Genomic DNA, 20,619 nt, shown 5'->3' on the forward strand with positions numbered 1-20,619 from the left:
ACGAGCAGTGGACCTGGCCAACCTCAGTGCGTTTATCGCCATCGCCGAGACCGGCAGTTTTTCTGGCGCAGGAGAACGCCTGCATTTGACCCAGCCCGCCATCAGCAAACGCATCGCTGGCCTTGAGCAGCAACTTGACGTTCGCCTGTTCGATCGGCTGGGCCGCGAAGTGACCCTGACCGAGGCCGGCCGCGCCCTGCTCCCGCGTGCCTACCAGATACTCAATGTACTCGACGATACACGACGCGCCCTGAGCAATCTGACCGGTGAAGTCACGGGTAGGCTGACCCTGGCGACCAGCCACCACATCGGCCTGCACCGCCTGCCACCGTTATTGCGGGCTTTCACCCGTCAGTACCCCCTGGTTGCGCTGGATATTCAGTTCCTAGATTCGGAAGCGGCCTACGATGAAATACTCCACGGCCGGGCTGAAATCGCGGTAATTACCCTGGCCCCCGAACCGCACAACCTGGTGCGCGCGGTGCCGGTCTGGGACGATCCGCTGGATCTGGTGGCTGCCCCCGAGCACCCGCTGGCCAGCAGCGAGACAGTGAGCCTGGCTGACGTCGCCCGCCATCCGGCAGTGTTTCCCGGCGGCAATACCTTTACCCACCACATTGTCCAGCGCCTGTTCGAAAGCCAGGGCCTGACACCCAACATCGCGATGAGCACCAACTACCTGGAAACCATCAAGATGATGGTCTCGATCGGCCTTGCCTGGAGCGTGCTGCCGCGCACCATGCTCGATGATCAGGTTGCGCCTATCGCTTTGCCCGGCGTAAAGCTGACGCGGCAGCTAGGCTACATTCTGCACACCGAGCGCACCCTTTCGAATGCCGCCAAGGCATTCATGGCCCTGCTCGACAGTCACGCCGGCAGCGCCTGACGGTTCGTCGGGGCGGCACACCACTCTCAGGGACAGGTCACTCGCCAAAGGTCTGGTATCGATGCCCAAATCAGCTAACCGTTTTCCGCGCTTGCCGCGTATTCCTGCTGTCGACCCGCAGGACTCGGAGTTGGCCTGGCAGAACGCCCCGCAGTTGCTGGCGGCGCTCAATGGCGCGCAATTGGGCGCTTGGCTGTGGGATATCGACAGTGGCCGAATCAGTTGGTCGCGAGGCACCCAGGCGCTGTTCGGCTTCGATCCGCAGCAGCCTTTGCCCAGTGATATCGACTACCTTGAACTGCTCCCGGAGGAAGACCGCGCGCGTACCCGCCTGGCGTTTCAGGCGGTGGTCAATGGCGAGCCCATCGAGCAGGCCATGCGTCATCGGATTCGCTGGCCCGACGGCAGCCTGCATTGGCTGGAGGTCAGCGGCAGCCTGACCCACGACGGCAATGGCCGCCGGCAGATGATCGGCGTGATCCGTGAAATCACCCGCCAGCGCGACCGCGAAACGGCCTTGATCAACTCGGAAAAACGCTTTGCCAGCCTGTTTCACATGAGCCCCAATGCGATTCTGCTCAGCCGGCGCAAAGACGGCATGCTGTTCGAGGTCAACCAGCATTTTGAAGACATGTTCGGCTGGCCCGGGGCGCAGATCGTCGGCAAGACCAGTATCGAACTGGGCCTGTGGGTGCATCCGGAACAGCGCCAGCAGGTACTGGAGGCGACCCGCTACAACACCGGGCCGATCACCATGGAAGTGCAGTTTCGCGGCAGCGGCGGCAAGGTCCACGACGGCATCCTGTGCACCCAGAGCATCGAGCTGGAGGGCATAGCGTTTCTACTCACTACCTTTGTCGATACCAGCGAGCGCAAGCGCGCCGAGCTTGCCCTCAAGGACAGCCAGGAACGCCTCGACCTGGCGCTGGACTCTGCCCAGCTGGGCACCTGGGACTGGCATATTCCCAGCGGCATGCTCTACGGCTCGGCGCGCGCCGCGCAGCTGCATGGGCTGGAGCCGGTGCCGTTTCATGAATCCTTCGAAGCGTTTTTCGAAGGTGTGCCTGAACAGGAGCGTGAGGCCATGCGCCAGTCTTATCGCAGCTTGCGCGAAGGCCCGGCGGGCAGTTACCAGATCACCTACCGGGTGCAGCTGGAAAATGGCGCAGCGCGCTATATAGAAAGCCGCGCCCGCCTCTACCGTGACGAGCAGGGCAATCCGTTGCGCATGGCTGGCACCCTGCTCGACATCACCGACCAGGTCGAGCGCGAGCAGCGCCTGAGCGCCTCTGAAGAAAAGTTCGCCAGCCTCTTCCAGGTCAGCCCCGACCCAATCTGCGTAACCCGCCAGGACAATGGCCAGTTCATCGAGATCAACCCGGCCTTCAGCCAGACCTTTGGCTGGAGCGCGCAACAGGTGCTCGGCCGCACCGCCGAGCAGATCGGCCTGTGGGCAGAAACCGCAGAGCGCGCCCAGCGTATCGAACACGTGATCCGCGAACGGGCGCTGAGCAACGTCGCAGTCGTGGTCAACCATCGTAGTGGCGCGCCCATGACCTGTGTCATTTCCAGCCGCCTGATCATGGTCGATAACCAGCCCTGCAGCGTGACCTCACTGCGTGACATCACTCAGCAGCAGCGCGCCGAAGCGGCAATCAAGGCCAGTGAAGAGAAATTTGCCAAGGCGTTTCACTCCAGCCCCGACGCCATCACCATAACCGTGCGCGCCAGCGGCCTGTACCTGGAAGTCAACGACGGCTTCTGCCGCCTGACGGGCTACAGCATTGACGAAGTGATCGGGCGTACCGTGCACGAGCTCGGCATCTGGGCCGACGACACGCAACGGGCGACCTTGCTCAGCGAGATCAAACTGCGCGGGCGGGTGCACCACCGCGAGATGCTCGGACGCAACAAACGCGGCGAACTGCTGACGGTGGAAGTGTCAGTCGAGCCGATTACCCTGAATGCCACCGAATGCCTGCTGCTGACCGCGCGCGACGTCAGCCAGCTGAAAAACGCCCAGGCGCAGATTCGCCACCTGGCGTACCACGACCCGCTCACCAACCTGCCCAACCGCGCCCTGCTGATGGACCGCCTGAGCCAGCAGATCGCCTTGCTCAAGCGGCACAACCTGCGCGGCGCGCTGCTGTTTCTCGACCTCGATCACTTCAAGCACATCAACGACTCACTCGGTCACCCGGTCGGCGACATCGTGCTCAAGGTCATCACCGCCCGGCTCGAGGCCAGCGTGCGCCTGGAAGACACCGTGGCGCGCCTGGGCGGCGACGAGTTCGTGGTCTTGCTCAGCGGCCTGGAAGGCAGCCGCGAGGCGGTTGAAGGCAAGGTCCGCGAACTGGCCGATACCCTGCGCGAATTGCTCGCCGAGCCGATGTCTCTGGACGGCCAGCGCCTGCAAGTCACCCCCAGCATTGGCGTTGCCTTGATCCCCGATCATGGGGCTACGCCTGCCGACTTGCTCAAGCGCGCCGACATTGCCCTGTACCGGGCGAAGGACTCTGGGCGCAACACCACCCAGCTGTACCACACCACCATGCAAAAGGCGGCCAGTGAACGCCTGCGCATGGAGAATGATCTGCGCCAGGCGTTGGCCCGCGGCGAACTGGCGCTGCACTTTCAGCCGCAGGTGGATGCCCGCGACAATCGCATTGTCGGCGCTGAAGTACTGCTGCGCTGGCATCACCCGCAACTGGGGCAGCAACCGCCCTCGCAGTTCATCCAGGTGCTGGAAGAAAGCGGGCTGATTCTGGAGGTGGGCAGCTGGATTCTCGACGAGGCCTGTGATGCCTGTGCCGGCATGCTCAGCGACGGCCTGATCAAGGCGGACGAATTCAGCCTGTGCGTGAATATCAGCCCGCGGCAGTTCCGCCAGAACGACTTTGTCGGCAGAGTGCTGCGCAGCCTGGACGACTATCGCCTGCCCCGGCACATGCTCAAGCTGGAGATTACCGAGGGCATCGTGATCCAGAATCTGGAGGACACCATCGCCAAGATGCGTGAACTCAAAGGCTACGGCGTGAGTTTTGCCATGGATGACTTCGGCACCGGTTACTCGTCGCTGACCTATCTCAAGCGGCTGCCGGTGGATACCTTGAAGATCGACCAGTCATTCGTGCGCGATGCGCCGATAGATCCAAATGATGCCGAGATCGTCCGCGCTATCGTCGCCATGGCCCGCAGCCTTGAGTTGACGATCATTGCCGAGGGCGTCGAGCTGAGCGAGCAATTGGAGTTTCTCGAGCGGCTGGGTTGCCATTTGTATCAGGGGTATTTGCATAGCCGACCGTTGCCGCTGAGCGAGTTCAGGCAAATGTTGCTTGAGGCACCGGCGGATTATTGATCAGGCGGGGGATAAAGAAATGGGGCCGCGAGGCGGCCCCAGCCAATCGTCAGTTCAACGCTGGCTTGTCAGCACTGATCGGGATCCGCTTGGCTTTGGCTTCTTCCGGCACGACGCGCAGCAGTTCGACGCTGAGCAGTCCGTTGGCCAGGCCTGCGGATTTCACTTCGATGTGGTCGGCCAGGCGGAACGACAACTTAAAGGCACGCTGAGCGATGCCCTGGTGCAGGTAGGTCACTGCGTCGTTGCTGGCGTCGCGTTTGCCGCCAGTAACCGTCAGTACGCCCTTCTCAACCTGCAGTTCAAGGTCTGATTCCTGGAAGCCTGCTGCTGCAACCACGATGCGATAGTGATCATCGCCATGTTTTTCCACGTTGTAGGGCGGGTAGCTGCTACCGGCCTCATTACGCGCCGCGGATTCGAACAGGTCGTTGAAACGGTCGAAACCAACGGAATGGCGGAACAGTGGTGCAAGGGAGAAAGCGGTAGTCATGGTCATAAACTCCTGAAAATCAGCAAGTGAGTCAATCCGCGACCCGAATTCGGCATCGCGTACTAAATAGATATGGCCCGACCAACCGCTTTCAAGAGCTCAACCAAAAAAATTTTTAAAATTTGCTCAGGCCACTGCTTCACATGGCATCTGGCTGATGTCGGCACCCAGCAAATGGGTGATCCGCTGACAATCATCGACCCGGCGCAGTTCGGCAAATAACAGTACTGCTTCCGGATAGCTGCGAGTCAGCATTGCCACCCACTGCTTCATCCGCCCCGGCGCATAGCGCGGCGACAGCTTGGCCTGGGCCTGACGCCAAAACTCGCGCAGCAACGGCAACAGCGCCTGCCAGGCAAGCGGCTGATACTCGAGCCCCGCCCGTGCAGCAGCAATCTGCAGGCCCAGATCAGGCCGCGACACCAGGCCACGGCCGAGCATGATGTCTTCAGCGCCGCTGACCTCGCGGCACCGTCGCCAGTCGTCCACGGTCCAGATCTCGCCATTGGCGAACACCGGCACCTTGACCACATCCTGCACCCGCGCCACCCACTCCCAGTGCGCCGGCGGCTTGTAGCCCTCGACCTTGGTCCGTGCATGCACCACCAGGTGCGCCGAGCCACCTTCGGCCAACGCGGTAGCGCAATCGAGGGCGCCATCCGGGGTATCGAAGCCCAGACGCATCTTGGCCGTGACCGGGATGTGGGCAGGCACCGCCCGGCGCACTTCACGGACGATCGCGTGGAGCAACTCAGGCTCCTTGAGCAACACCGCCCCACCGCGGGACTTGTTCACCGTCTTGGCCGGGCAGCCGAAATTCAGGTCGATCACCGGCGCGCCCAGCTCGCAGGCCAATGCAGCGTTTTCAGCCAGGCACACCGGATCGGAGCCAAGCAACTGCACGCGCATGGGCACACCTGCCGCAGTACGCGCGCCGTGGCGCAGTTCAGGGGCGAGCTTGTCGAACTGGGAAGGTGGCAGCAGGCGGTCGCAGACGCGAATGAACTCGGTCACGCACCAGTCGACACCGCCGACCCGCGTAAGGACGTCGCGCAGGATGTTGTCGACCAGCCCCTCCATGGGGGCCAGGGCAATTTGCATGGATGGCTCTCGCGAAAAAGGCGGCAGTCTAGCAAACAATCAGGTGGACTCAGACGCCGACCAGCGCCTGCCCATAACCTTCAATGAATTCGCCCGGCATACGCTTGGGCTTGCCGGTCGACAGCTCGATACAGACAAAGGTGGTTTGCGCGCGCAGCAGGGTCACGCCGTCGCTCGGGCGCTTGAGCTGAAACCGGCGGGTCATGCGCAGGCGCTGGTCCCAGTCGACGATCCAGGTGGCCAGTTGCAGCTCGTCATCTTCGTAGCCGGCAGCCAGGTAATCGATTTCGTGGCGAACAACGGCCATGGCCCGGTCAAGACGGCGATATTCGACCAGGTCCAGACCCAGACGCTGCGAGTGGCGCCAGGCGCAGCGCTCCAGCCAGGTGACGTAGACCGCGTTGTTGGCGTGGCCGAGGCCGTCGATGTCGTCACCGCCAACGCGTAGGTCGATGATGAATGGCGATGCCAGATCCCAGCTCATGCGCGCTCCGAAGGTCATTGAACGCGTTGATTGTACCGGATGCTCAGGCGCTTTGGCGTGCTGGTGTGGCAGCGCGCGCCAGCAGCTCAAGCACGCCTTCGACCAGGAGCGGGTCGGCCAGCACACGCTGGTGACCGCCTTCTTCGAGCATCAGCAAGCGGCTGTCGAACCAGGCCTTGTGGATCAATTGCGCTTCGCTGGCAGCGACCAGAGGATCATCACTGGCGTGCACTATCAGGCCCGGCAGCTCGAGTTGATAGCCGTTGACGTCAAGCCGGGCGACTTGCAGGCCGACATCCTGCTCGACCTGGCGAATAAACGCCGCCCGCGCCCGCGCCGGCATGCCCAGCCGCTGGGCAAAACCGCGCAATACCCCGAGCAGTTGCGCCGGCGCGGCAATGCTGACCGCAGCCTCGGTGCGCAAACCCCATTGCAGCGCCAGCAAGACACTGGCACCGCCCATCGAATGGCCGATCACGGCGCGCAGCGGCGGCAGTTCGGCAGCAGCTTCGAGCAGCGCCCGGGCAAACAGCGCCACATGCGCCTGGCGGCCCGGAGAACGTCCATGGGCCGGCCCTTCCAGCGACACCACGGTATGCCCCGCCGCCACCAGCGCTTCAATCAACGCGGCAAACTGGGTTGGGCGCCCTTCCCAACCGTGCATCATCAGCACTGTCGGCCCCTGGCCCCAGCGCAGCGCTGACAGGCCGAAGCGCAAGGTGATGCGTTCAGCTGTCGCCAGCAAGGGCAACTCCCATTGCCGCGGCGGCAGGTTGCGCGGGGTCATGAAGGCGCGGCGCATCTTGCCCGCTATATGCTCGGGGGCCAGCCGGCCCAGGGTACCGTTGACGCCGCGAATCCAACTCAGGGTAGTCATCATCAATACTCCAGTCAGGCCACTAGATGACCGCCGACTTGGCGGCGCGCAGGATTCGGTCGGACAGCTCACTGGTGCCCAGCGCTCGGGCCAGCGCCAGGCCACCGATCATCAGCGCCAGGTCGGCCAACGCCTTGTCGGCGTCCTCAGGGCCGTCGACCATCTGCGCGGTCATCAGCTCCAGGTGCTCGGCCAGCGCCTCGCGAAACGCCTCAGGCAGGCGCTGCATCTCGCTCAGCGAGGTGGGCAACGGGCATGCCTGCTCGAGCGCGTCGCGATGCTTGCGTGACAGGTAGAAAGCAGCAGCGAGGGCACGGCGGCCGGCGCCGTCAAGGGCTGGATCGATCTGGGTGAATAAACCGCGGCGCTCGCTCAGCAACTGGCTGAACGCCTCGAGCATGAGTTCGTCCTTGCTGCCGAAGTGCGCGTAGAAACCGCCCACGGTCAACCCGGCGGCGCCCATCACCTGACTCACACTGGGCTCGGCCGGTCCGTGCTGGATCAACGCGCTGCGGGCTGAATCGAGAATGCGTTGGCGGGTCTTGCTCTTCTTGTCGTTCATAAGCCACCCGATAAATATTATGAGCGTAATATGATGCACATAATATTTATTGGCAAGCGAAAAAATCGAGCTCAGGCCGCTTCATTGAAAAAGTAAGGAAGGCTAAAAAAACAAAAGGCCCATTCAATAATCGAATGAGCCTTATAAGCCTCGCAAAACGCGAGAAAAAATTGGCGTCCCCTAGGGGACTCGAACCCCTGTTACCGCCGTGAAAGGGCGGTGTCCTAGGCCACTAGACGAAGGGGACTTGTAACCTTCGTGCAGGCCCGCTTTCACGAACCCTGGCAAATATTGGTGGAGCTAAGCGGGATCGAACCGCTGACCTCCTGCATGCCATGCAGGCGCTCTCCCAGCTGAGCTATAGCCCCTAAAACAAAAGGCCCATCCAATATGCGAATGAGCCTTTAAAGCCCCGCAAAACGCGGGTAAAACTGGCGTCCCCTAGGGGACTCGAACCCCTGTTACCGCCGTGAAAGGGCGGTGTCCTAGGCCACTAGACGAAGGGGACATAACCTTCGTGCCGGTTCGCTTGCACAAACCGCGGCAAAATTGGTGGAGCTAAGCGGGATCGAACCGCTGACCTCCTGCATGCCATGCAGGCGCTCTCCCAGCTGAGCTATAGCCCCGGATTTCTAGCCTCGCGGCCCAGCGACATGGTTATACATCGCTTGTGTAAAACTGGCGTCCCCTAGGGGACTCGAACCCCTGTTACCGCCGTGAAAGGGCGGTGTCCTAGGCCACTAGACGAAGGGGACGAACCTTCTACCGTGAAACCTGGCGCTGGTGCCGGGTTTCATTCTCCGCCAGCAGTGCTGGCCAAGAATCGGAATTTGGTGGAGCTAAGCGGGATCGAACCGCTGACCTCCTGCATGCCATGCAGGCGCTCTCCCAGCTGAGCTATAGCCCCACAATGTCGCTTTGAACTGAATTGCCGGCTGGGTTGCTGACAGTTCGTTACGTTCATCGCTGTGGACGGGGCGCATATTAAGATCGGATGGCTATGCTGTCAAACGAATTTTTGAAATTAACCAAAAGATTTTTCACAGATAACAATCACTTACCGCCCTGCCCCAGCAATTGACGATTTTGCCTACGGCAGCCGGCCCGCCCAGCGTCAGCTGGGACAGGCAAGCACGCTTGGGTAGCTGGCTGTCAGGCAATGTTGGCCAGCAGTTTTTCCCATTCCTTGTTTTCTTTCTTCGACACACCACCGAGCAGATCCAGCGCCTGACGCAGGCGGTAGCGAGTCAGGTCAGGGCCAAGGATTTCCATCGCATCCAGCACCGACACCGAACTGGCCTGGCCTGAGATAGCAGCAAACATCAGCGGCATGGCGTCACGCAGCTTCAGCTCAAGCGATTCGACCACGGCCTGGATGCAACCGGTGATGCGGTCTTTTTCCCACTGGCGCAAGCTCTCCAGCTTCCACAGAATCAGTTGGATGACCTGGCGGACCTGATCGGGCGAGAGCTTCTTGTGCTCGAACAGCTTGGCATCAAGCTTCAACGCACCCTCGAAGAAGAAGCCACCCAATGGGGCGATCTGGCTGAAGGTCTCTACGCGACCCTGCACATGCGGCGCGATCTTCATCATGTAATCGCTGTTGAACGCCCACTTCTGTACCCGCGCAGCGAACTCCTCGACCGGCAACTCACGCAGCCACTGGCCGTTGAGCCAGGACAGCTTTTCGATATCGAAGATCGGCCCACCCAGGGAAACCCGCGACAGGTCGAAGTGCTCGACCATCTCGGCCAGGGAAAACTTCTCGCGCTCGTCCGGCATCGACCAGCCCATGCGGCCGAGGTAATTGAGCATGGCTTCGGGCATGAAGCCCATGCGCTCGTAGAAGGTGACCGAAGTCGGATTCTTGCGCTTGGACAGCTTGCTCTTGTCCGGGTTACGCAGCAGCGGCATGTAGCACAGCTGCGGCTGCTCCCAGCCGAAGTACTCATACAGTTTGATCAGCTTGGGCGCCGACGGCAGCCACTCTTCGCCACGCAGGACGTGAGTGATGCCCATCAGGTGGTCATCGACCACGTTGGCCAAGAAGTAGGTCGGCAGGCCGTCGTTCTTCATCAGGACCTGCATGTCCATGCGATCCCACGGGATTTCGACATCGCCACGGAGTATGTCCGGGACCACGCAGACGCCTTCGCTTGGCACCTTCATGCGGATCACATGGGGCTCACCAGCGGCCAGGCGACGCTGCACTTCCTCAGCGCTGAGCAACAGCGCGCGGCCGTCGTAACGCGGCGTCTCGCCCCGGGCCATCTGTTCGGCGCGCATCTGGTCGAGTTCTTCTGCGGTACAGAAGCAGTAGAACGCATGCCCGGCGTCAACCAGCTGCTTGGCGTACTTCGCGTAGATCTCGCCACGCTCGCTCTGCCGGTAAGGGCCGTGCGGGCCGCCCACGTCCGGGCCTTCGTTCCACTCGATGCCCAGCCAGCGCAGGGCGTCGAAGATCTGCTGTTCCGATTCACGGGTCGAACGCAGCTGATCGGTGTCCTCGATGCGCAGGATGAATTCGCCGCCGTGCTGCTTGGCAAAGCAGTAGTTGAACAGGGCGATGTAGGCGGTGCCAACATGGGGGTCGCCGGTGGGCGATGGCGCGATACGCGTGCGAACGGTGGTCATGGAGGGTCTCGAACGAAGTTGAAACAAAGGCGCGATGTTAGCAGGGAGCGGGCATCAGGCTCCAGCGGTGGCGCAATCGCCCCACCGTCAGCCCAGGCGTGCAGATGATCGGCAGGCTATGCCGATCACCGGACCCGTCGGCAACTTAGCTGGTGATCAGCCGCTCACGCAGCTTGGTGATCTCGTCGCGCATCTGCGCGGCGGCCTCAAACTCGAGGTCGCGCGCCAGCTGGAACATCTTCTCTTCCATCTGTTTGATGCGTTTGGTGATCTCGCCTGGGGTGCGCAACTCGGCTTCGTAGCGAGCGCTCTCCTCCGCCGCCTTGGCCATGCCTTTGCGCTTCTTGCTGCGCCCGCCGGGGATGTTGGCGCCTTCCATGATGTCGGTGATGTCCTTGACCACCCCTTTGGGCACGATGCCGTTGGCCTCGTTGAAGGCGATCTGCTTTGCCCGGCGGCGCTCGGTCTCGTCGATGGCGCGTTGCATCGAGCCGGTCATGCGGTCGGCATACAGGATGGCCTTGCCGTTGAGGTTACGCGCTGCGCGGCCGATGGTCTGGATCAGCGAGCGGTCCGAGCGCAGGAAACCCTCCTTGTCGGCATCCAGAATCGCCACCAGCGACACTTCGGGCATATCCAGGCCTTCACGCAGCAGGTTGATCCCTACCAGCACATCGAAGGTACCCAGACGCAGGTCGCGAATGATCTCTACCCGCTCGACAGTGTCGATGTCCGAGTGCAGGTAGCGCACGCGTATGTCGTGGTCGGCCAGGTAGTCACTGAGGTCTTCGGCCATGCGCTTGGTCAGCGTGGTGGCCAGCACGCGCTCGCCAACGGCCACACGTTTGCCGATCTCCGACAACAGATCGTCGACCTGGGTCAGCGCCGGGCGGATTTCTACCAACGGATCAACCAAGCCGGTCGGCCGCACCACCTGCTCGACCACACGCCCGGCATGCTCCGCCTCGTACTGACCGGGGGTGGCAGAAACGAAGATGGTCTGCGGGCTGACCGACTCCCATTCATCGAAGCGCATGGGCCGGTTGTCCAGCGCCGATGGCAGACGGAAACCGTACTCGACCAGAGTCTCCTTGCGTGAACGGTCGCCTTTGTACATGGCGCCGACCTGCGGAACGCTCACGTGCGACTCGTCGATCACCAGCAGGGCGTCGGCAGGCAGGTAGTCGTACAGGGTGGGCGGCGGCGCACCGGAAGGCCGACCAGACAGGTAGCGCGAGTAGTTTTCGATACCGTTGCAATAGCCCAGCTCGAGGATCATTTCCAGGTCGAAGCGGGTGCGCTGCTCGAGGCGCTGCGCCTCGACCAGCTTGTTGTTCTTGTGCAGGTACTCAAGGCGGTCCTTGAGCTCTTCCTTGATGCCCTCGATTGCCCCAAGCAGGGTTTCACGCGGGGTTACATAGTGGCTCTTCGGATAGAAGGTAAAACGTGGCAGCTTGCGCAGCACCTCGCCGGTCAACGGGTCGAAGGCGGCAATGTTCTCCACTTCGTCATCGAACAATTCGATGCGGATCGCCTCGAGATCCGACTCGGCCGGGTACACGTCGATGACATCACCGCGCACACGGAAGGTGGCGCGGGCGAAGTCCATCTCGTTGCGGGTGTACTGCAGATCGGCCAGGCGCCGCAGCAACGCGCGCTGGTCGAACTTGTCGCCGCGATCGATGTGCAGGACCATCTTGAGGTACGTTTCAGGGCTGCCCAGACCGTAGATGCACGACACCGTGGTGACAATGATGGCGTCGCGTCGCTCGAGCAGGGCCTTGGTAGCCGACAGGCGCATCTGCTCGATATGGTCGTTGATCGATGCATCCTTCTCGATGAAGGTGTCCGAAGACGGCACATAGGCTTCCGGCTGATAGTAGTCGTAGTAGGAAACGAAATACTCGACCGCGTTGTTCGGGAAAAACGCCTTGAACTCGCCATACAACTGGGCCGCCAGGGTCTTGTTCGGCGCCAGCACCAGGGTTGGCCGCTGCACCTGCTGAATCACGTTGGCGATACTGAAGGTCTTGCCCGAGCCGGTTACCCCGAGCAGGGTCTGGTGCGAAAGCCCGGCGTCGATACCCTCGACCAACTGGCGAATCGCCTCAGGCTGGTCGCCGGCCGGCTGAAAACGGGTGACAAGCTGAAACTCGGACATGGCAGACCTCGAGCAACTGTAAATATAGCCAGTAGTCTACACCGAAACGGGCCTTTCCATTGCCCGCTTCGCGGCTGGCGCTGTGAACGTGTGTTTCTGTGGACCGGGCAATTAGACCAATGGTCCAAAAAAATTGCGAAAAAACGCCGGAAAACCTGCGCCCGATGGTCGCAGCGGTCGGCGCGTATCTCTATACTGACTCCCCGTTTGTGCACCGCTTCAGTGCATTCGGCTGGAGCGTGCAAGCCCTATCACACTCCATTCAGAGCCAAGGTAACAATGAGCCTGTTTTCCGCTGTCGAGCTGGCACCCCGCGACCCTATCCTGGGCCTCAACGAAGCTTTCAACACCGACCCGCGCACCGACAAGGTGAACCTGGGCGTCGGCGTTTACTGCAATGAGGAAGGCCGTATCCCGCTGCTGCGCGCAGTGATCGAAGCCGAGACCCAGCGTGCCGCACAGCATGCCTCGCGCGGCTATCTGCCGATCGATGGGATTGCCACCTACGACCAGGCTGTACAGAAGCTGCTGTTCGGCGCCGAATCGCCACTGCTGGCCGCTGGCCGCGTGGTCACCGTGCAGGCCGTGGGCGGCACTGGCGCACTGAAGATCGGCGCAGACTTCCTCAAGCGCCTGTCGCCTGATGCAGTCGTCGCCATCAGCGACCCGAGCTGGGAGAACCACCGCGCGCTTTTCGAGACGGCCGGTTTCCCGGTACAGAACTACCGCTACTACGATGCTGCCAGCCACGACGTCAACCGCGCCGGCATGCTCGAAGACCTCAACCAGCTGCCGTCGGGCTCGATCATCGTCCTGCATGCCTGCTGCCATAACCCGACCGGTGTCGACCTGACCCTGGACGACTGGAAAAACGTCCTGGAAGTGGTCAAGGCCAAAGGCCATCTGCCGTTCCTCGACATGGCCTATCAGGGCTTTGGCGCCGGCATCGCCGAAGACGCCTTCGCCGTACGCCTGTTCGCCGAGTCGGGCCTGGACTTCTTTGTCTCCAGCTCGTTCTCCAAGTCGTTCTCGCTGTATGGCGAGCGCGTCGGCGCGCTGTCGATCGTCACTGCCTCCAAGGACGAAAGCACCCGCGTGCTGTCGCAGGTCAAGCGGGTTATCCGCACCACCTACTCCAACCCGCCGACCCACGGCGCAAGCATCGTCGCTGCCGTGCTGAACAGCCCTGAGCTGCGCCAGATGTGGGAAGACGAGCTGGGCGAAATGCGTAATCGCATTCACGGCATGCGCAAGCAGATGGTCGAGTTGCTGGCTACCTATGGGGCCAAGCGCGACTTCAGCTTTGTCGGTCGCCAGTGCGGGATGTTCTCCTACTCGGGCCTGACTGCCGAGCAGGTCAATCGCCTGAAGGATGAGTTCGGCATCTATGCGCTGGATACTGGCCGTATCTGTGTTGCTGCGCTGAACCAGAGCAACATCCACGTAGTGACCAAAGCTATCGTCGCGGTGCTTTGATGCAGTTGGGGGCTGCTCTGCAGCCCCCAACTGTTTTCAGCCAGCACGCCCAATCGGGTAAAACTGGCCATGGCTCCACACCCCGAGCCATTCCTCGCCGTCCAGCAAGCGCGGCACCGCCAGCTCCACCAACTGATAGAACACGTTGCGATGCAACAGCGCCTCAAGGTTGCTGCGCATCAGGATGTAGGGCGCAGGTTCCTGCGTGACCGGATCAACCTCGACCCGCAACGGATGCGCACTGCTAGCCTCAATCACATCCTCAACATTGTTGGTGAAACGCAAAACCTGCGTCTCCCCCGCGCCGATCACCTCCAGCAACACCGCCACAAACGGCGCGTCATCGACTTGGATGCCGACCTTCTCGACCGGCGTCACCAAAAAGTAATCGTCACCGTCACGGCGCAGGATATTGGAAAACAGCCGCACCATTGGTTTACGGCCAATTGGCGTGCCCTGGTAAAACCAGGTGCCATCACGGGCGATGCGCATGTCGATGTCGCCGCAGAAATCCGGGTTCCACAGGTGAACCGGCGCCGGGCCCCTACCCTTGGGGATTTGCGCCAACAGATCATTGGTCTCGACAGACTCGGTCATCACCCTCTCCTATCAGCGGCTCATACCCAACAGGCTACGAGCGTACTCGCGCATGGGCGCTGCGAGCAAATCCTGCGGGCTATTGTCGTGAAACGTCAACAAACCGCCACGGCTCTTGATCCGCGCTGTGTCGATCAGGTAGCGAGTGCTGGTTTCGATGAGCATCATCTGCACCACGCCCGTGTCCCAACCGAGCCGGTCGACTGCCTGTTCGTCGTACCACTCATCACCATTGCCGATGCGGTCGTCGGTACGAGCGAAGCGGGTATACAGCACGTAATGGGCACCGACCGAGCGGGCTTCGGCGATGGCATCTTCCAGGCCCAGCGGGCCTTGCGCACGACGCACCAGCGGGAAGTACTCGACAAAAGCCTTGAACGCCTCTTCGGCGACGATGTTCTGCTGCGGCAGCGGGCCTTTGCCCGGCGGCACGAACGCACCCTGGCCAATATAGATGAACGAATCCGGTTGCAGGCGCACCGACAGGCTGCGCTGGGTATCGCTATGATCGAGCAGACCGGCATCGCTCATGTGATAGCGAACACCTTCGCCCATATCGCTGACATTCATGCAGCCACCAAGCGCCATCAGCGCCAGCAGCAAAACCAGGCTACGCATCTTTCCTCCAGAGACCGGTGACGAAAAACCGGCGAATAGCAGCCAGATGCAGCTTTTGCGCCAGAGTCAGCCGCCGATCACCTTCATTACCGTTACCCCACCGGCGAACGCCAGCTCCTGCTTGTCAGCCAGGGCTTTTACCAGTAACCGTTGCAGCGCTGGCAACGCCAGGTGCCGGGGGCGATCAAGCAAGTCGCCGATGTAGTGCCGATTGCTGCTCGACAGGCAGCCATGCAGCCAGCCGGTTGAGGACAAGCGCAGCCGCGAACAGGCGCGGCAGAACGGTACGCTCTCGTTGGCGATAACGCCAAAATGGCCTTTGCCGGGGATCTGGTAGCGCAATGCGGTGGCATCAACAGCAGCGCTGGCCTGCTCAAAGGCATGGTGCTGGCCAATCAGCGCCAGCAGCTCAGGCAGGCTGACCAACTGCTGGCGAAAGTCATTGCCGTCGCGCGCCAGGTGGCCCATGCGCATCAGCTCGATGAAGCGCAGCTCATAGCCACGCGCCAGGCAGTAGTCAAGCAGCGGCGCGACCTGATCCAGATTCTGTCCGCGCATCGGCACCATGTTGACCTTGATGCGCATGCCAGCCGCACTGGCCTCTTGCATGCCAAGCAACACCGTGGCCAGGTCACCGCCGCGAGCAATGCTGCGAAATGCAGCGGCGTCGAGGGTATCCAGCGACACGTTCAAGCGGCGGATACCCGCGGCCTCTAGCAGCGGCAGGCGCCGCGACAGCAACTGGCCGTTGGTAGTCAGGCTGATGTCGTGCAGGTCGAGGCCGGCGATGGCGATAAGAAACTCTTCGAGCCTGGGACTGATCAGTGGCTCGCCGCCGGTGATGCGTAGACGCTCGATGCCGGCCGCCTCGATCAGGTAAGCCACCCCTCGTGCCAGGGCCTCGCCAGAGAGCTCATGCTGCGCCGCCACCAAACGCTTGCCGTCGGGTACGCAGTAGGTACAAGCGTAGTTACAGGCCGCCGTCAGGCTGACCCGCAGGTTGCGAAAACGCCTGCCTTGACGATCGACGATCATGGATGACTCCGACATGGAAGAATAAGCCGTGCAAAACCTGACTCATAAATCAGGTTTTTGCAAGCTCGCATGTCGGACAGCCACGCAAAGGGTGACGGGGCGTTGCTGTCAGGCGTTCGGTTCGGGGTCGCGCTTGCGCTTGTTACCCATGCGCACACCGATGTCCATCAGGAACTGGAAGAAGCCTTCCTGATCTTCCAGTACATTGCTCCAGAACGGCGAGTGGTACAGCGCCACTGCGCCATGCACCAGCGCCCAGGCGGCGCAGTAGTGGAAGTACGGTGGCACGTCTTCGAGCTTGCCTTCGCTGATACGACCCTTGATCAGTTGAGTCAGGCGATCGAAATTGGAGGCACGAATGCTGTGCAGCTCCTCGACCATCTCTGGTACCTGATTACCCTTGACCACCTTTTCTTCAAGGCGATCGAACAGCCGGTAGCGCTGCGGGTCACGCATGCGGAATTCGAAGTAGGCACGCGACAGTGCTTCTTTGTCGCGGTCGACATCGGCCGAGTGCAGCAAGGTGTTCAAATCGCGCTCGTAGTCGAGCATCAGGCGCAGGTAGATCTCTGCCTTGGACTTGAAGTGCTTGTAGATCGTACCTTTGCCGATGCCAACGGCGTCGGCGATCATCTCGACGGTGACGCTGTCTTCACCCTGTTCGAGGAACAGTCTGAGGGCGGTATCAAGGATCTCTTGTTCGCGACGGCGAAACTCACGGACCTTACGCGGTTCTTTCTGCATGGGAGGCTGCATGGGGGAGGACTGGCTGACAATCGAAGCGGATTATTATGCCTATCTTGCAAGAAATTGCACGGATCATCGGCGCATGTCTGTGTTTCACGATGAGTTCGCAAACGATGGGATTGATTGGGCAAGCTGCAGATTGGCCAATCGAAGTGACTTGCCTGCAGGGAATGCACTGTGCATCCCGCGACGTATTCCAAATCTGTTTAAAAAACGACCAGTTGTCGCTGGCACTGTGCCAAAGCTGACCAATACTTGAAGTGTTGACCCGCCACATCCCCCCAAGTGGCGTGCCGATAAAGGCGCTCAGGGACCGCGTGCCTTTGTTTACTCCTAATGGTCTTAACCCGGTTTCCTCCCCCAGAATCCGGGTTTTTTTTGCCCGCCAATCAGGCTGTCAGATCAGCGTACTCGCGCAAGTGGGAACAAGCGCTTGAAGTTGGCCGTGGTTTGCTCGGCCAATTGTGCATAACTGACGCCACGCAGCGACGCGACGTATTCGGCGACTTCGCGCACGTACTGAGGCAAGTTGGGCTTGCCTCTGTAAGGGATCGGCGCCAGGTACGGTGAATCTGTCTCGACCAGCAGACGATCGCTGGGGACCTGGCGGGCCACCTCGCGCAGGGCCTCGGCATTGCGGAAGGTGACAATGCCGGACAACGAGATGTAGTAGCCCAGGTCCAGCGCCGCCTTGGCCATCGGCCAGTCTTCAGTGAAGCAGTGCAACACCCCGGCCTGCTCCAGGCTGGCTTCGCGTAACAGCGCCAGGGTGTCAGCCCTGGCCGCACGGGTGTGCACGATCACCGGCTTGCCGGTCTGCCGCGAGGCCTCCAGGTGCAAGCGGAAAGACGCCTGCTGCAGGCTCGCCGCCTCCGGCTCGTAGTGATAGTCCAGGCCAGTCTCACCAATCGCCACGACATGCGGATGCGCAAGCTCGTTGAGCAACCAGTCCAGCGCTGGGGTTTCTCCTGGCGCCAGGTCCAGCGGATGAATACCCACCGAGCAGTCGACATCTGCATACTGTTCACTCAACGCCTTTACCGCGCCGGCATTGTCGGCACTCACGCCAATGCACAGAAAGTGCCCTACCCCGCGCTCACGCGCCGCCTGCAGGGCAGCATCGAGCGAGCCATCATGGGCACTCAGGTCTAGACGGTCGAGGTGGCAGTGGGAATCTACGAGCATGGCAGCAGGACACATATTTAGAAGAAGGGAGTCAGCGTGAGCCTGGCAGCTGGACCCAGTGGGCCAACAACGCTTCCAGCAGCAACACGCGGTTGAGGTTGGCCTTGCCCAGCACCTTCTGCCGCTGTTCAAGGATCCACGCCTGGGTTTCCAGGACCTTGCCCTGGCGGCTCTTCTGCGCCAGATACTGCAGCACCTTGCGCATATCAGCCAGGCCCAGGCCTTGTTCATCCTGAGTCATCTGATAGCGCAGGATCAGGTGCGACCACTCGAAGAACCAGTCAAACAGCAGCAGTAGTGGCACGCTGTTCCACGACTCGGCCAGTTGCGTCGGTGACTGTTGCTGCTTGAGCAGTTTTTTCACGCCCTCGGTGACCTGCGCACGTTGCTCGAGGACACCTTGCGCGTGCAGCTTGGCCGCCATCAGTGGCGATCCTGCCGCCAGGGTCAGCAGCTCCTCGCGCTCTCCCGGCTCACTGTCTGGCAACGCATTGGCGAGCCAGGCCTGGCTTTGGGCAAGGTTTGGTTGCGGACATACAACTTGCTGGCAACGGCTCTTGATGGTCGGCAACAGTCGGCTCGGCTGATGGCTGACCAGCAGCAGCACCGTATTGCCGGACGGCTCTTCCAGACTCTTGAGCAAGGCGTTGGAGGCATTGATGTTCATGGCCTCGACCGGTTCGATCAGGATCACCTTGCGCCCGCCCAACTGCGCGGTCTGAACAACAAACGACACCAGATCGCGAACCTGGTCGATCTTGATCGGCTTGTCGACGTCTTCCGGCTCAAGCACGTAGTTGTCCGGATGGCTGCCAGCACGCAGCAACAGGCATGACTTGCACTGCCCGCAGGCATCAGCGCCTTGCGGCTGCTGGCACAACAAACGCGCCATCAGGCGCTCGGCCAGGGCCCGCTTGCCAATCCCCTGCGGACCGTGCAGCAGATAGGCATGGGCATGCTGGCTGCGCCCGGCCAATTGCTGCCAGAGCGCATCCTGCCAGGCGAAGGCCTCAGCCACGGGCGCGTTCCAGCATGGCCGGCAACAAGCTGTCGATGTCGCGCTGCACTGCCTCCAGCGATTGACCGGCGTCGAGGATGCTGTAGCGCTGCGGGTCAGCTTGAGCCCGTGCCAGATAGGCATGGCGCACGGCCTCGAAGAAGGCTGTGCCTTCTTGTTCGAAGCGGTCCAAACGGCCCCTGGCGGCCGCGCGCGACAGGCCGATCTCGATCGGCAGGTCGAACACCAGCGTCAGGTCAGGGCGCAGATCGCCCTGGACAAATGTTTCCAGCGTAGCGATGCGCTCGACCGGCAAGCCGCGGCCGCCACCTTGGTAGGCGTAGGTGGCATCTTGTTTTTGAATGATGGAAAAGGTAAACACGATGTTATACTTTGTACCAGAAAAAAACGTAAACCCCAAAAACCCCAGAAAACCGGTGCATCCAAGGAGTCTCCACATGAAAAAAATCCTAGGCCTAGCTGCCAAAGCACGCTCCGGCAAGGACACAGCAGCCTCGATTCTATTGGGCCATCCTGGGGTAGCTGCCTACGCACTGGCTGATCCGCTGAAGCGAGGCTGCCAAGTTTTGTTCGCCCTGACAGACGCCGAGACTTGGGATGATACCGTAAAGGAGACCCGACTGGATGCTTGGGGTCAGTCCCCTCGTGAGTTCTTCCAACGGGTGGGCACTGAGTGGATGCGTGGCCATGATCCGCTGCATTGGCTCAAGCGTGCCGATCTGGAGATCAATGGTATGGCAGGCCACCCCGACACCTCTCCATCCCCGCACGCCCAAAACCCAATCAGCGCGTCCGATCCTGACGCACCATTCATCAAAGCCGTCAGCGCCATCTTCGCCCTGCCCGACCGCTCATGGGATGCTGATCTTCGTGACACCTCCGACGAGTACTGGAAGATCTCGCCAACAGAAATGCTTCAGACCCTGAAAGTCATGACTTACCGGGACTTCCCTGACTTTGACGCTCAACGCACCCAGCACATCCAAGACACCCTAAACAAACAAAGCACCCAAACTTCTAACAATAGAAATACATTCAAAGCCCCAGTCTTCGATGCCACTGACAAAGAAGTAATCATCATCAAAGATATTCGCTTTGAAAACGAAGCCCATTTCATCCGCACGCTAAACGGTGAAATTTGGCACATCATCCGCGACAACGTAGCGTCCGTTAAGACACACTCTTCTGAAGCTGGCATTAAACCCAAACCTGAGGACACTGTCATTCATAACAATGGCACCCTGGAAAATTACACTTCGGCACTCGAACAAGCCTGGGCCACTCTTCAGACCAAGCTAGCCGCCGAAAAACAGAGCAATGCGGCTTTGGAAACAAACGGCAAAGCAGCCGATACCGATACTCGCATATAAACAAAAAATAAAAATAA

17 protein-coding genes, 6 tRNA genes and 1 pseudogene are annotated in these 20,619 nt (G+C 61.0%); 4 read left to right on the plus strand and 20 right to left on the minus strand.

The annotated features are described in order from the left end of the window. The first annotated feature begins 7 nt into the window (after positions 1–7). Together K3F44_RS12255 and K3F44_RS12260 are read left to right on the plus strand one after the other, a co-directional pair. On the plus strand, positions 8–886 hold the full coding sequence (locus tag K3F44_RS12255; protein WP_101321431.1) for a LysR family transcriptional regulator: 879 nt from the start codon (positions 8–10) through the stop codon (positions 884–886). A 61-nt stretch (positions 887–947) separates the two neighbouring features. Next, on the plus strand, positions 948–4,244 hold the full coding sequence (locus K3F44_RS12260; RefSeq protein WP_220634105.1) for a PAS domain S-box protein: 3,297 nt from the start codon (positions 948–950) through the stop codon (positions 4,242–4,244). 49 nt (positions 4,245–4,293) lie between these two features. Here the strand turns inward: K3F44_RS12260 and K3F44_RS12265 are convergent, their stop codons facing one another. The 13 genes from K3F44_RS12265 to uvrB all read right to left on the minus strand — a co-directional run bounded on the left by K3F44_RS12265 (position 4,294) and on the right by uvrB (position 12,556). Further along, positions 4,294–4,737, minus strand: coding sequence for an Hsp20 family protein (locus tag K3F44_RS12265; protein ID WP_101321435.1), 444 nt, complete (start codon positions 4,735–4,737; stop codon positions 4,294–4,296). A gap of 126 nt (positions 4,738–4,863) precedes the next feature. After that, positions 4,864–5,838, minus strand: coding sequence for a tRNA-dihydrouridine synthase (locus tag K3F44_RS12270; protein ID WP_220634106.1), 975 nt, complete (start codon positions 5,836–5,838; stop codon positions 4,864–4,866). Positions 5,839–5,887: 49 nt separating this feature from the next. Then, the gene (locus tag K3F44_RS12275; RefSeq protein WP_181107043.1) at positions 5,888–6,322 is read right to left on the minus strand and encodes a thioesterase family protein; all 435 of its coding nucleotides are present in this window, start codon (positions 6,320–6,322) and stop codon (positions 5,888–5,890) included. Between the two features lie 43 nt (positions 6,323–6,365). Next, positions 6,366–7,199 (minus strand): alpha/beta hydrolase, encoded by an 834-nt coding sequence (locus tag K3F44_RS12280; RefSeq protein ID WP_101323080.1) that lies wholly within the window; start codon positions 7,197–7,199, stop codon positions 6,366–6,368. A gap of 22 nt (positions 7,200–7,221) precedes the next feature. Then, entirely contained in the window at positions 7,222–7,761 is a 540-nt protein-coding gene (locus K3F44_RS12285; protein WP_220634107.1) for a TetR/AcrR family transcriptional regulator, read from the minus strand. 171 nt (positions 7,762–7,932) lie between these two features. Beyond that, a tRNA-Glu gene (locus K3F44_RS12290) sits at positions 7,933–8,008 on the minus strand. Positions 8,009–8,053: 45 nt separating this feature from the next. Further along, positions 8,054–8,129 (minus strand) — tRNA-Ala (locus K3F44_RS12295). A gap of 64 nt (positions 8,130–8,193) precedes the next feature. Next, positions 8,194–8,269, minus strand: a tRNA-Glu gene (locus K3F44_RS12300). Positions 8,270–8,311: 42 nt separating this feature from the next. Beyond that, a tRNA-Ala gene (locus K3F44_RS12305) sits at positions 8,312–8,387 on the minus strand. Between the two features lie 53 nt (positions 8,388–8,440). Continuing rightward, positions 8,441–8,516 (minus strand) — tRNA-Glu (locus tag K3F44_RS12310). A gap of 76 nt (positions 8,517–8,592) precedes the next feature. After that, positions 8,593–8,668: transfer RNA gene (locus tag K3F44_RS12315), tRNA-Ala, on the minus strand. Between the two features lie 245 nt (positions 8,669–8,913). After that, positions 8,914–10,395, minus strand: coding sequence for a glutamate--tRNA ligase (gltX, locus tag K3F44_RS12320; protein WP_220634108.1), 1,482 nt, complete (start codon positions 10,393–10,395; stop codon positions 8,914–8,916). A gap of 145 nt (positions 10,396–10,540) precedes the next feature. Next, the gene (uvrB, locus tag K3F44_RS12325; protein ID WP_101321457.1) at positions 10,541–12,556 is read right to left on the minus strand and encodes an excinuclease ABC subunit UvrB; all 2,016 of its coding nucleotides are present in this window, start codon (positions 12,554–12,556) and stop codon (positions 10,541–10,543) included. A gap of 279 nt (positions 12,557–12,835) precedes the next feature. Between uvrB and K3F44_RS12330 the strand changes: the two genes are divergently transcribed. Next, positions 12,836–14,032 (plus strand): amino acid aminotransferase, encoded by a 1,197-nt coding sequence (locus tag K3F44_RS12330; RefSeq protein WP_220634109.1) that lies wholly within the window; start codon positions 12,836–12,838, stop codon positions 14,030–14,032. A gap of 36 nt (positions 14,033–14,068) precedes the next feature. Here K3F44_RS12330 and K3F44_RS12335 read toward each other — a convergent pair whose 3' ends face one another. From K3F44_RS12335 to K3F44_RS12365, 7 genes and pseudogenes are all read right to left on the minus strand, one after another. Continuing rightward, on the minus strand, positions 14,069–14,629 hold the full coding sequence (locus tag K3F44_RS12335; RefSeq protein WP_150570200.1) for a DUF1285 domain-containing protein: 561 nt from the start codon (positions 14,627–14,629) through the stop codon (positions 14,069–14,071). A 12-nt stretch (positions 14,630–14,641) separates the two neighbouring features. Then, on the minus strand, positions 14,642–15,247 hold the full coding sequence (locus tag K3F44_RS12340) for a DUF4823 domain-containing protein (RefSeq protein WP_101321464.1): 606 nt from the start codon (positions 15,245–15,247) through the stop codon (positions 14,642–14,644). 66 nt (positions 15,248–15,313) lie between these two features. Next, entirely contained in the window at positions 15,314–16,282 is a 969-nt protein-coding gene (locus tag K3F44_RS12345; protein WP_220634110.1) for a GTP 3',8-cyclase MoaA, read from the minus strand. A gap of 108 nt (positions 16,283–16,390) precedes the next feature. Next, positions 16,391–17,026: a TetR/AcrR family transcriptional regulator gene (locus K3F44_RS12350; protein WP_101321468.1), complete on the minus strand. Its 636-nt coding sequence runs from the start codon at positions 17,024–17,026 to the stop codon at positions 16,391–16,393. Between the two features lie 405 nt (positions 17,027–17,431). Then, complete coding sequence (locus K3F44_RS12355; RefSeq protein WP_220634111.1) at positions 17,432–18,214, minus strand: TatD family hydrolase; 783 nt, start codon at positions 18,212–18,214, stop codon at positions 17,432–17,434. Positions 18,215–18,245: 31 nt separating this feature from the next. Beyond that, the gene (locus K3F44_RS12360; protein ID WP_101321472.1) at positions 18,246–19,232 is read right to left on the minus strand and encodes a DNA polymerase III subunit delta'; all 987 of its coding nucleotides are present in this window, start codon (positions 19,230–19,232) and stop codon (positions 18,246–18,248) included. After that, positions 19,225–19,563: pseudogene (locus K3F44_RS12365) on the minus strand (dTMP kinase); the annotation flags it as partial. The gene K3F44_RS12360 and the pseudogene K3F44_RS12365, both read right to left, overlap by 8 nt. 106 nt (positions 19,564–19,669) lie before the next feature. Between K3F44_RS12365 and K3F44_RS12370 the strand changes: the two are divergent. Next, complete coding sequence (locus tag K3F44_RS12370; protein ID WP_220634113.1) at positions 19,670–20,602, plus strand: deoxynucleotide monophosphate kinase; 933 nt, start codon at positions 19,670–19,672, stop codon at positions 20,600–20,602. The last annotated feature ends 17 nt before the right edge of the window (positions 20,603–20,619 follow it).

The organism is Pseudomonas sp. S07E 245 (assembly GCF_019599025.1).
GTDB classification, from domain to species: Bacteria; Pseudomonadota; Gammaproteobacteria; order Pseudomonadales; family Pseudomonadaceae; genus Aquipseudomonas; species Aquipseudomonas shirazensis.

Coding starts and splice junctions, on each gene's coding strand:
- K3F44_RS12260 (WP_220634105.1), top strand. CDS start 948: ATGCCCAAATCAGCTAACCGTTTTCCGCGCTTGCCGCGTATTCCTGCT.
- K3F44_RS12265 (WP_101321435.1), bottom strand. CDS start 4,737: ATGACTACCGCTTTCTCCCTTGCACCACTGTTCCGCCATTCCGTTGGT.
- K3F44_RS12270 (WP_220634106.1), bottom strand. CDS start 5,838: ATGCAAATTGCCCTGGCCCCCATGGAGGGGCTGGTCGACAACATCCTG.
- K3F44_RS12275 (WP_181107043.1), bottom strand. CDS start 6,322: ATGAGCTGGGATCTGGCATCGCCATTCATCATCGACCTACGCGTTGGC.
- K3F44_RS12280 (WP_101323080.1), bottom strand. CDS start 7,199: ATGACTACCCTGAGTTGGATTCGCGGCGTCAACGGTACCCTGGGCCGG.
- K3F44_RS12285 (WP_220634107.1), bottom strand. CDS start 7,761: ATGAACGACAAGAAGAGCAAGACCCGCCAACGCATTCTCGATTCAGCC.
- gltX (WP_220634108.1), bottom strand. CDS start 10,395: ATGACCACCGTTCGCACGCGTATCGCGCCATCGCCCACCGGCGACCCC.
- uvrB (WP_101321457.1), bottom strand. CDS start 12,556: ATGTCCGAGTTTCAGCTTGTCACCCGTTTTCAGCCGGCCGGCGACCAG.
- K3F44_RS12330 (WP_220634109.1), top strand. CDS start 12,836: ATGAGCCTGTTTTCCGCTGTCGAGCTGGCACCCCGCGACCCTATCCTG.
- K3F44_RS12335 (WP_150570200.1), bottom strand. CDS start 14,629: ATGACCGAGTCTGTCGAGACCAATGATCTGTTGGCGCAAATCCCCAAG.
- K3F44_RS12340 (WP_101321464.1), bottom strand. CDS start 15,247: ATGCGTAGCCTGGTTTTGCTGCTGGCGCTGATGGCGCTTGGTGGCTGC.
- K3F44_RS12345 (WP_220634110.1), bottom strand. CDS start 16,282: ATGATCGTCGATCGTCAAGGCAGGCGTTTTCGCAACCTGCGGGTCAGC.
- K3F44_RS12350 (WP_101321468.1), bottom strand. CDS start 17,026: ATGCAGAAAGAACCGCGTAAGGTCCGTGAGTTTCGCCGTCGCGAACAA.
- K3F44_RS12355 (WP_220634111.1), bottom strand. CDS start 18,214: ATGCTCGTAGATTCCCACTGCCACCTCGACCGTCTAGACCTGAGTGCC.
- K3F44_RS12370 (WP_220634113.1), top strand. CDS start 19,670: ATGAAAAAAATCCTAGGCCTAGCTGCCAAAGCACGCTCCGGCAAGGAC.